This window comes from Streptomyces sp. NPDC096046 (assembly GCF_040303285.1).
Classification (GTDB): Bacteria; Actinomycetota; Actinomycetes; order Streptomycetales; family Streptomycetaceae; genus Streptomyces.
In genome coordinates, this window is sequence record NZ_JBEOSZ010000098.1 from 1 (window position 1) to 10,061 (window position 10,061).

At 72.9% G+C, this 10,061-nt stretch carries 9 protein-coding genes; 1 reads left to right on the forward strand and 8 read right to left on the reverse strand.

What is annotated here, in order from left to right; genetic code table 11:
* The 7 genes from ABTX62_RS37515 to ABTX62_RS37545 form a co-directional block, all read right to left on the reverse strand.
* The coding region (locus ABTX62_RS37515; RefSeq protein ID WP_352120372.1) for a condensation domain-containing protein at positions 1–856 on the reverse strand (856 nt) is incomplete at its 3' end.
* Between the two features lie 17 nt (positions 857–873).
* Positions 874–1,695, reverse strand: coding sequence for a thioesterase II family protein (locus ABTX62_RS37520; RefSeq protein WP_352120373.1), 822 nt, complete (start codon positions 1,693–1,695; stop codon positions 874–876).
* Between the two features lie 8 nt (positions 1,696–1,703).
* Entirely contained in the window at positions 1,704–2,114 is a 411-nt protein-coding gene (locus tag ABTX62_RS37525) for a VOC family protein (protein ID WP_352120374.1), read from the reverse strand.
* A complete protein-coding gene (locus tag ABTX62_RS37530) occupies positions 2,111–2,890 on the reverse strand; it encodes a sulfotransferase-like domain-containing protein (protein WP_352120375.1) in 780 nt (259 codons plus the stop codon). The genes ABTX62_RS37525 and ABTX62_RS37530 overlap by 4 nt, the downstream gene beginning before the upstream one ends.
* A 62-nt stretch (positions 2,891–2,952) precedes the next feature.
* Positions 2,953–4,275, reverse strand: coding sequence for an MFS transporter (locus ABTX62_RS37535; RefSeq protein ID WP_352120376.1), 1,323 nt, complete (start codon positions 4,273–4,275; stop codon positions 2,953–2,955).
* Positions 4,272–6,776 carry a helix-turn-helix transcriptional regulator gene (locus ABTX62_RS37540; protein WP_352120377.1) on the reverse strand — a complete coding sequence of 835 codons (2,505 nt, stop codon included), beginning with the start codon at positions 6,774–6,776 and terminating at the stop codon, positions 4,272–4,274. The genes ABTX62_RS37535 and ABTX62_RS37540 overlap by 4 nt, the downstream gene beginning before the upstream one ends.
* A complete protein-coding gene (locus ABTX62_RS37545) occupies positions 6,686–6,904 on the reverse strand; it encodes an MbtH family protein (protein ID WP_352120378.1) in 219 nt (72 codons plus the stop codon). Before ABTX62_RS37545 ends, ABTX62_RS37540 begins: the two co-directional genes overlap by 91 nt.
* Positions 6,905–7,208: 304 nt before the next feature.
* On the opposite strand from ABTX62_RS37545, the gene ABTX62_RS37550 reads away from it, so the two are divergent.
* Positions 7,209–9,575 (forward strand): M20/M25/M40 family metallo-hydrolase, encoded by a 2,367-nt coding sequence (locus ABTX62_RS37550; RefSeq protein ID WP_352120379.1) that lies wholly within the window; start codon positions 7,209–7,211, stop codon positions 9,573–9,575.
* A 79-nt stretch (positions 9,576–9,654) separates the two neighbouring features.
* Here the strand turns inward: ABTX62_RS37550 and ABTX62_RS37555 are convergent.
* The coding region (locus ABTX62_RS37555; protein ID WP_352120380.1) for a phosphopantetheine-binding protein at positions 9,655–10,061 on the reverse strand (407 nt) is incomplete at its 5' end.

A 10,061-nucleotide genomic window follows, 5' to 3' on the forward strand; every position in this document is an offset into this window, starting at 1 on the left:
GACCCGACACCAACGACGCCGGAACCTCCACCCGCACCGAGTCACCCGCGAAGGAGTCCTGCGCCGGGCGGGGCCGGTCGCCGGGGACCTCCAGGACCGGTACGCCATCCAACTCCTCTCGCCAGAAGGCCAGTTGTTCGCGAAGCCGCTCGCCCGACAGCGCTTGGCGCTGCCAGACGGCGAAGTCGGCGTACTGCACGGCGAGTGGCGGCAGGAGGGGCGGGCGTCCCGCGGTGCGGGCGGCGTACGTCTCGCCGAGTTCGCCGACGAGTACGCCGAGCGACCAGCCGTCCACCACGATGTGGTGCACGCACAGCACGAGGACGGCCTCGGGTCCGGTCCCGAAGTCCGCGCGCCTGAGCAGCCGGGCCCGCACCAGTGGACCGCGGGCGAGGTCGAAGGGCCGGGAGACCTCGTCGCGCACCCGCTGCCAGAGCGTGTCGTCGTCCGCGTCGTCCGGCATCTCCGTGACCGGCAGCGGCACGTCGGCGCCCGGCAGCACGACCTGCTGGATCTGTCCGTCAGGGCCTTCGCGGAACACCGTGCGCAGCGCCTCGTGCCGGGCGACCAGTGCACCGAGTGAGCCCTGAAGGGCCGTGGCGTCGACGGCTCCGCGCAGCCGCAGGACGATGGGCAGTACGTAGGCGGTGGAGTCGGGTTCCAGCGCGTGGAGATACCACAGGCGCTCCTGTCCCGGCGAGGTGGGGAAGGTGTTCTCTGCGCCCGGGGTGCGGGGCAGGCCGGGGACGGCGGGGTTCTTCGCGGCCTTGCGGCGGGCGAGTTCCAGGGTGAGCCTGGCGCGCTGCTCGGCGGTGAGGCCGGCCAGGGCGTTGGCGAGCGGTGCTTCGGAGGTCATCTGCTGCTCCTGGGGCGTCAGGCGCCGAGTGTCATGAGGTCGAGATCGCGGGCGAGCACGTCGAGTACGGGCCCGGGGTGTTCGTGCAGGAAGAAGTGGCCGCCGGGGAAGACCCGCAGCAGGCGGTCGCCGTCGAGCTCCTCGTCCGCCCACGGCCAGGCCTCCGCCTCGCCGACCAGCGGGTCGTCGCCGCCGAGGTAGACACGAAGAGCGCACGGCAGAGGGGGTTCACGGCGGGCCCGGTGCCTGGCGAGGATCTCCAGGTCGGCACGGAGCACCGGCAGATAGAGGCGCAGGAACTCGGAGTGCGAGCGCAGCTCGGCCGGCAGACTGCGCGACTGGTCGAGCAGCGCGATCAGTTCCTCGTCCGGCGTCCCGGCACCGGCCTGCCAGCGCGGCGGCGGTGGCGCCGTGGGCGCGGGCGAGGCGGCGGCGATCAGGCCCCGCACCGGGTGACCGCGCCGGTGGCGCAGCGAGCGTGCCAACTCCCAGCCGACGACGGCGCCCATGCTGTGTCCGAAGATCACCAGTGGGAGCTCGTGCAGAGCGTCGAGGGCGGTCTCGATGCCGTCGACGACCTCGGCCATGCGGGTCACGGGCCGCTCGCTCATCCGGGTGCCGTGCCCGGGCAGCTCGACCGCGACCACCTCGGTGCCGGCCGGCAGTCCGGCGGCCCAGTGGCGGTAGAGGTGGGCGGCGCCGCCGGCCGGCGGCAGGCACAGCAGCCTGCGACTGGCCGGCCCCGGCGTCCTCCAGATCGTGACCCAGTCGGAGGCCGAGGTGCGTCCGGTGCGTGATCGCGTACCCGGACCGCCGGTGGGCGGGGAACCGCTGCGCATGGCGACCGCTACTCCTCGAAGTGGCCGGGGGCGAGGCTGCGCAGCACGCAGAACTCGTTCCCCTCCGGGTCGGCGAGCACCGTCCAGCTCGCGTCCTTGGGGGTGCCGATGTCGAGACGACGGGCACCGAGCGCGAGGACGCGCTCCACCTCGGTGGGCTGGTCGGAGTCGATGGGGCAGATGTCGAGGTGCAGGCGGTTCCTGCGGACCCTCGCGGTGTGTCCGCGGCTGAAGACGATCTGCGGCGCGACGGCCGCACGGCGCAGTTCGTCGAGCGGGGCGAGCTCGACGGGGCCGATCTCGACGAGGTCGCCTCCGCGGTCCTCGTGGACGGTGTAGTCGAGGACCGCGCACCAGAACGCGGCGAGTCCGCGTGGGTCCAGGCAGTCGACGACGAGTTGTTCGAAGCGGCTGGTCATGCGGTGGCCTCCCGCGCCGTCGGGGCCGTGGCCGGACGCAGCCGGTGCTCGCGCAGCCGCTCGTAGAAGGGCCGCTGGGCGGCCTGGAGGCCGGCGAGGTAGGGGTTGTTGGCGACCGTGTCGGCGTAGACGCCCGACCCCTCGTGGATGCCGGTGCTGGCCGCCGCGTCCCGGTGCCAGGCCTCGAAGACCTGCCACTCGCTGCGCTCGCCCGCCCGCCAGTTCAGCGCGTCGGGCAGATACGGCAAGCCGGTCGAGGAGCTGTACGCGGCCGCGATGCCGGCCGGGTCGGCCACCAGGTCGTCGGCGTCGACCACGACGGGGACGGTACCGACTGCCTCGCGCACCAGCTCGAAGATCTCCCAGCAGTGTCCGAACCCGACCTGTTCGGCGCTGAGTCCGGGGTTGCGGGCGTAGTGCGACGCGATGGCCTCGGCCGGGTCGCGGACGATGAAGGTGTGCTGGATCGCGGTGGTCAGCCGGGGGTCAGTGAGCAGCCCGGGGTAGCGGCAGTCGGTGGTGTCCTTGAAGTAGACGGGGCGGCGGCCGGTGCGGGCCAGCTCCAGGATGGCATCGAGGAGCGCCGTCTCGCTCTCGTGGACGCGGCCGTCGATCTCGTAACCGCCCTTGCTGGCCAGGACGTTGAAGGGCTCGTGGAGGACCGTCAGATCACCGCGCTCGATCATCATGCGTTCGAAGGCCGTCGAGCGGCAGCGCGGCGGGCTCCACATGGCGATCACGGCGGGGCCGGGGGGACCGGTCCGAGGGCTGTTCATCAGGTTCCTTCCGTTGGCGAGGACGTCCGTTGGCGGGGGTGTCCGTTAGAGGGAAAGTCCGGTCACTCGCGGGAGAGTGCCGGGAGGCTGAGCACCCAGGCGGCGGCGAGCCCCGCGGCGGCCAGGTAGAAGGGCGCGCGCAGACCCGCCAGGGAGGCGGTGGCACCGCCGGCCAGGGCGCCGAGCGGCGCCATGCCGACCGCGACGAGGCGGTAGGAGCTGCCGACCCGGCCGAGAAGTTCGCCGGGGACCAGCACCTGGCGCAGCGAGGTGGTGACGACGGTGATCACGGCCAGCGCCATGCCGACGACGCTGAGCACCCCGGCGGCGGGCAGCGGCCGGGAGGTGGAGCCCGCGACGGCGAAGGCGAGCGGTGCGAGGCCGCAGCACAGCAGCAGGGTGCGCGTCCGGCCCAGGCGCCGGGTCAGGAAGGGGGTGACGACTACGCCCACGACCCCGCCGACCGCGATGACGGACATGAGCAGCCCGTAGCCGACGCTGTCGACGCCGAGCACGTCGTACGCGTACAGCACGGCGACCGAGACGACAGCGCTCAGCGCGAAGTTGAAGGCGCCGACCAGCGCGCACACCGCCCGCAGCAGCCGGTGCCGCCACAGCCAGCGGATTCCCTCACCGGCGTCGGCGAGCAGTGAGGTGCCGGCGGCTCGGGCCGCCGAGCGCGGGACGGCACCCGCGAGGCGCGCCAGGAGCAGCGCCGACAGCGCGAAGGTGAGGGCGTCGACGGCATACGGCAAGGACGTGCCGGAGAGCAGGAGAAGTGCGGCTAGTGGCGGTCCGGCGAGCTCCACGCAGAGCATCGCCCCGCCCTGGAGCAGGCTGTTCGCCTTGTCGAGGGCCGGTTCGGCGACCAGACGCGGCAGGACGGCCAGTGCCGCGCTGTCCCGCAGAGTTTCGACCACGCCCATGACCAGGGCGAACACCACAAGCAGCGCGATGTGGCCGTGGCCGGTGACCAGCGCGAGAGTGAAGAGGGCGGCGATGAGCGCGCGGGACGCGTCGGCCCAGAACATGACCCGCTGCTGGTCGTGCCGGTCGACGAACGCACCGGCGAAGGTCCCCGCGAGTACCCAGGGCAGCTGTCCGGCGAACGTCACCAGGGACAGCAGCATCGGGTCACGGGTGAACAGAGCGGCGGTCAACGGCAGTGCGGCCAGCCGCAGTCCGTCTCCCCAGGAGGCGACGAACGTAGCGGTCCACAGCTTCCAGAAGGGGCCTGGGAGCCGCTTGTCGTCCTCGGTCGTGGTCCGGGCGGGCGCTCCGGCCCCAGCGGTCCCCCCATCGGTCCCGTCGACCGCTTCGGCGCGGTCGACCTCCTCGGCCCCCTCGGCCCGTCCGGCCCGTTCGGCTTCCGGCGCGGAGGTCATGGCGTGGGCCTCCCGCTGGGCACCGCCTGCTGGGTGAGGGGCTCGGCACGGCCCACCATCGCCGCCACCTCGGCCCGCGAGCAGACACCGAGTTTCTTGAAGATCCGCGCGAGGTACGTCTCCACGGTCTTCGGGCTCAGTTCCAGGGCGTGAGCGATCCGCTGGTTGGTGTGGCCCTGGCTCACCAGAACGGATATCTCCCGCTCACGGCCGCTGAGTTCGGGCAGCAGCTGCTCCGGCGCGGACTCGTCGGCGGTGGGCGGGGCGATGCCGTGGAGCAGATCGACCTCGTCGCGCAGCTGTCGCGCGCATTCCAGCATCGGCGTGCTGCCGGTGGCGGTCGCGGTCTCCTCGGCCTCCGTCGCGCAGACCAGCGCCTCGGGGAAGTAGCCGAGCCGCATCCGCACATGGCCGAGTCCGGCGAGCAGCCTGGCCTTCAGGTGGATCTGCCCGAAGCGCCGGGCCAGGTCGGTGGCGCGCTCCAGCTGCCGCTCGGCCTCGCGCAGACGGCCGAGGAAGAGTTCCGCGCCGGCCAGCCACAGCATCGCCTCCAGATGCGCGGCGAGCGATTCGTCCGTACGCGAGTCGATCAGCGCGGCGGCCCGCTCGGCATGCCCGGCGGCGGCCGCGGACCGGCCGAACTGCGCCTCGGTGGCGGCGAGCGCCGCCAGCGCCGACAGGCGCAGCGGATGTCCGTCACGGGCGGCGAGCACGGTCAGCGCGGCCCGGTCGGCGCTGGTCCACTGGCCGCCGGCCTCCAGGACGAGCGCGGTCGTGGCCAGCCGCAGCCGGCAGCACTCCGTGCCCGCCATGGGTGTGCCGATGCCGAGGACCGGCAGGTCGGCCCGGTCGTGCCGGCCGTAGCGGCGCTCGTAGTCGGCGGTGTCGCAGTCGGCGGCGCGTCCGGCAAGCTCGCCGCGGAGCAGTTCGCGGGCGGCACCGTACCGGCCGAGCAGCCGGTGCACCTCGGCGTACCCCTCGACGACCTCGGCCCGCAGCGCGGTCGGCAGCTCGGTACCGGGGGTCAGCAACCGCTGGAAGACGGCCGCGCTCTCCTCGAACTCGCCGTCGTAGAGCAGGGAACGGCCGAGTACGGTCTGCGCCCGCGCTCGGAGGACCGGGTCGGCGGTGACCACCGGGCGCAGGGCGTGCCGAGCCCAGCGCAGGGCCGCCCCGGGGTCGCGCAGCGCGGTGTCCTCGGCCGCGTCCACCAGGGCCCGTACATCGTCGTCGTCGGCCACCTGGACCGCGTACAGGAGTTGCTGGGCGCGCAGCTCGGCCGATCCCTGGTGCGTACGCAGGGCGGCGGCGGCCCGGGCGTGAGCGCCGGAGCGCCAGCCGCGGCCCGCCGAGTGGTACGCCACGGCCCGCAGCACCGGGTCTCGGAAGCGGAAGTCGGGGCCCTCGCCGACCGGCCGCACCACGTCCTCGGCCAGCGCCTCGTCCAGCCCCGCGCTTGCCTCTGAGGCGTCCAGCTGAGCGACCTCGGCGGCGATCCGGAACTCGAAGGTGTCGCCGAGCACGGCGGCGGCCCCGACCAGCGCCCGGCCCGAGGGGCCGAGCGGCCGGAAGTCGCCGAGTGCGGCGGACACCACCCTGGCGGGCGGCTCCGTGGGCACCGAGGGCACGTCGGAGGGTGCGGCGGGCCCCATCGCGGCGAGCGCGAGGAGCAGGCCGGGGTTGCCGCCGCTGCGCTTGAGCAGGGAGCGCCGGGCACGCTCGTCGAGGCCGGCCGGCAGCAGCTCGGCCAGGTCGTCCTCGTCGCGCGGGCCCAGCTCGACGCGTTGCGAGAAGCCGCGGGCGGCGGCCTCGTCGAGCAGGGTGTGGATACGGTGGTCGAGCTGGCGCGGCCGGTGCGCGACCGCGATCAGCACCGGTGCCGCGGGGGGCCGCTCCAGCAGATAGCCGAGCAGGTCCAGGGAGTCGGCGTCGGCCCGGTGCAGATCGTCCAGGACGAGCAACAGGCCCTGCCGGTCCGCGAGACGACCGATCAGACTGCGCACCGCACGGCACTCGCGGTACCGGTCCCGGTGCGGGGGCTTGTCGGGCGCGTGGTGGCTCATCGAGGGGAACAGCACCGCGAGGCGGTGCTGCTCGTCCTCGGTGAGACAGCCGTGCGGCCCGCCCGGGGCGTCGGTGACCAGGTCGTCCAGTGCGTCGAGGAACACTCCGAACGACGCCGAGTCCTGGAGCCGGCCCGAACGGCTCCGGGCGACGGCCCATCCGCTGCTCGCGGCACGCCGCGTGAGGTCGTCCAGGCGGCGGGTCTTGCCGCTCCAGGCTTCTCCCACGATCTCGAGTCCCCGGGCGGATCCGCCCGGAGCCAGTAGCTCATCGAGCAGTTGCTGCCAATGGGCCATCACAGTTCGCTTCCCCCTCCTTGGTCCGTTGGGCGAGTCGGCGGTCGCCGTCAGAGTGCGGAGGTCCGGGTCTCGTCCATGGCACGGCGGAGACTGAGCGGCCGCATGTCCGTCCAGTTCGCGTCGATCCAGGCGAGGCATTCGTCCTTCGGACCGGTCACACCGGCCGCCCGCCACCCTTCGGGGATCTCCTGGTCGGTCGGCCAGACTGAATACTGCTCCTCGTCGTTGACGACGACCCAATAGGACTCAACGGCTGCGTTGATCATCGTTCACTCCGGTTTCGGCTTTCGGCGAGAAATGCGATCCGGTGGTGAAACTAGCGAGCTCCCGAGGACCGAACCACGAGGTCGGGGAGGACTTTGTCAGCTACCCGGCGCGCCCGGACGACTATGTCAACTCACCTGGAGACCTTGTCAGATGGGCGCGACAAACCCCATTGATGCTCTCAATAATCCCGGAACAGCAAGTGTTCTGAACCTCTCGCCCGAATTGCCGAACGTCCCAGACACGGAGAGATCGGTGCTTCACATGCCCAATTCCGGGAAAAGTTCCCCTTCTTCCGCGCACCCGGTGCCACGGGCGGGAGCGAGCCCGAAGGCGCGCCTCGTCGGACTGGCTGTCCTCGTCCTGTTCCTGGTGCTGGCCGGCACGTCCGTCCTGACGCTCCAGCCACCGGCCCCCAGGCCGGCCGACGCCCCGGCCGGTGAGTTCTCGGCCGGGCGGGCGCTCACGGACGCCGAGATCATCGGCAAGGAGCCACGCCCGCTCGGCAGCCGGGGCGCGGCAGCCGCCCGCGACTACCTCATCCAGCGCCTGACCACGCTCGGCGCCTCGGTCGAGTCCCGGCCACAGCCGGTCTCCCAGGACGCGGAGGGCACCGCCCTGGTCGCCCAGGTCACCAACATCCACGCCCGGTTCCCCGGCGCCGCCGGCCCGAAGGCCGGGCACGTCGTGCTGATGGCTCACTACGACTCCGTGCCGGCCGGTCCCGGGGCCTCCGACAACGGAGTCAACGTGGCGGCCATCCTGGAGATCGTGCGAGCGCTGCGGGCGGACGGCGGGACGACCCGCAACACGATCGACGTGCTGTTCACGGACGGTGAGGAGCCCGGTCTGCTCGGCGCGCACGCCTTTGCGGCCGCCGGCTCCCTGGACCCGGAGAACACGGTCGTACTGAACCTGGAGGCGCGCGGAGTGTCCGGGCCCTCCGTCATGTTCGAGTCGGGGCCGCGCAACAGCGGCGTCCTGTCGGCGCTGAGCGAGGCGGACCGGCCCGTCGCCACCTCGCTGGCCGACGAGGTCTACATCTACCTGCCCAACGACACCGACTTCAGCGAGTTCAAGAAGAAGGGCTTCACCGGCCTCAACTTCGCCTTCGTGGACGGCTCCGCGCTCTACCACACCCCCGGCGACTCGGTCGCCAACATCTCCCCCGACAGCCTTCAGCACCAGGGGGACAGCGTTCTGGCCGCCGCCCGTGAACTCGGCGGACAGAACCTGACCACGCTGGCCGCCGGCTCCGCCGACACCTACTTCACGGTCAACGCCTTCCTCGTGCGCTACCCCCACGCACTCGTCCTGCCGCTGTCCCTGCTCACCGTCGCCGGGTACGCGTTCACCGTCTGGTACGCGGGCCGGCGCGGCATCGCGCGCGGCGGTGTCGGCCGGTCCGCCCTGACCTTCCCCCTCGCGCTGACCGCGGCGGCCGTCGTCGGTTACGGCGGCTGGCAGGTGCTCTGCCTGTTCGAGCCCGGCTACGGCGACCTGTCGATGGGCGACAGCTACCGGCCGGGCTGGTTCCGGGCCGCCTTCCTGACGCTCACCGCCGCCGCCGTCATCGGCTGGTACGTGCTGCTGCGCCGCAAGGTCTCCGTGCACCAGCTGGCCATCGGTGTCTGGGGCTGGCTGACCGGCCTCGGCCTGCTCACCGCCGTCCTCGCGCCCGGCGCCTCCTATCTGTTCGTCTGGCCGGCCCTGCTCGGCTGCGCCGCCCTGCTGACCGCGCTGCGCCGGACCGGCGACAACGCGGCCGACGACGCCGACGCCGGCGTCTGGCGCACCGTCGCGGTTGCCGCCCCCGCGCTGGTCGCGCTTCCCCTGCTGCTGCCGGTCATCGTGCTGGTCTTCCCGACCCTCGGTCTGTCGCTGGCCGTCGCGCCACTGGTCCTCATGGCGCTCCTGGTCACCGTGTCCCTGCCGCTGCTCGCGCTGCTGCCGCGCCGTACCGCGCCGGTGAGCGCGTGGCTGGCTCTGGCGGCCGGTGTCGCACTGGTCCTCACCGGCGTTCGGATCGACACCTTCGACCCCTCGCACCCCCGCCACACCACCCTGGCGTACGCCTGGGACGCCGACCGGGGCACCGGGCACTGGCTGAGCGCCGACACCGCCCCGCCGCAGTGGACGAGCGCCCTCGCCGGGTCCGAACGAGCCGATCTGCGGGCCGCCTTCCCCACCTTCCCGACCACGCTCGCCGGCGGTCTCGCCACCCAGTCCCGCATCGCCACGGCCGCGTCGGGCAGCGGGCCGGCCGCGCCGTCGGTGCGGGTGAGCTCCGGCCGGGCGGACGCCGAGGGCACCCGTGCCGTACGGCTGCGGATCGAGCCGCAGCCCGACACCTCCTACGTCAGTGTCTTCGCCGACACCACGTCGCACGCGGTGCGTGACGCCGCCGTACTGGGCGCCACCGTGCGCGGCGGTGTCAACCGGCCGACGTCGGCCGGCCCCTGGAAATGGGGCTTCGCGGTGTGGACGGTCCCCACCGACGGCCTGGACATCGAGCTGCGCGTCACCGGCAAGGGTGAGATCCCGCTGCGCGTCACGGCTTACACCCGTGGCCTGCCCAAGGGCGCGGGCGACCTGCCGGCCGGCCTGACCTGGGGCACCTGGGGGGCGAACCTCACCGACGTCACGGCGGTGGGCCTGACAGTACGCGGCTGACGTCAGACGCTTTCCGCACAGTGCACGCGGGCGCTCGGCCGGGTTTTCGGCCGAGCGCCCGCGTGTTGTGCGCCTCGGGCTACAACGTCGCCAGTGCCGCGAGCAGTTCGTCCTCGTCGGCGTCCGCGAGCTGGATCTCCTGGACGGCTTCCGCGAGCGCCTCGACGGTGGGCCGACCGCTGATCATCCGCTCCAGCGGCACCTCGATCCCGAAGGTGTCCCGCACTCGCGAGACGATCTGGACCGCAAGCAGCGAGTGCCCTCCGAGCGCGTGGAAGTCGTCCCGCACACCGACGGTGTACGGCACCCCCAGCACCTCGGACCAGATCAGCGCCAGCTCCTTCTCGACCTCGTCGCGCGGCTCCACCCGCTCCCCAGCAGGACCGCCCGTCTCGGTCACGTCGTGTGTGGGGGTGGGGAGTTGGTGGTGGTCGGTCTTGCCGTTGGGGAGTTGGGGGAGGTGGGGGAGGTGGGTGAGGTAGGTGG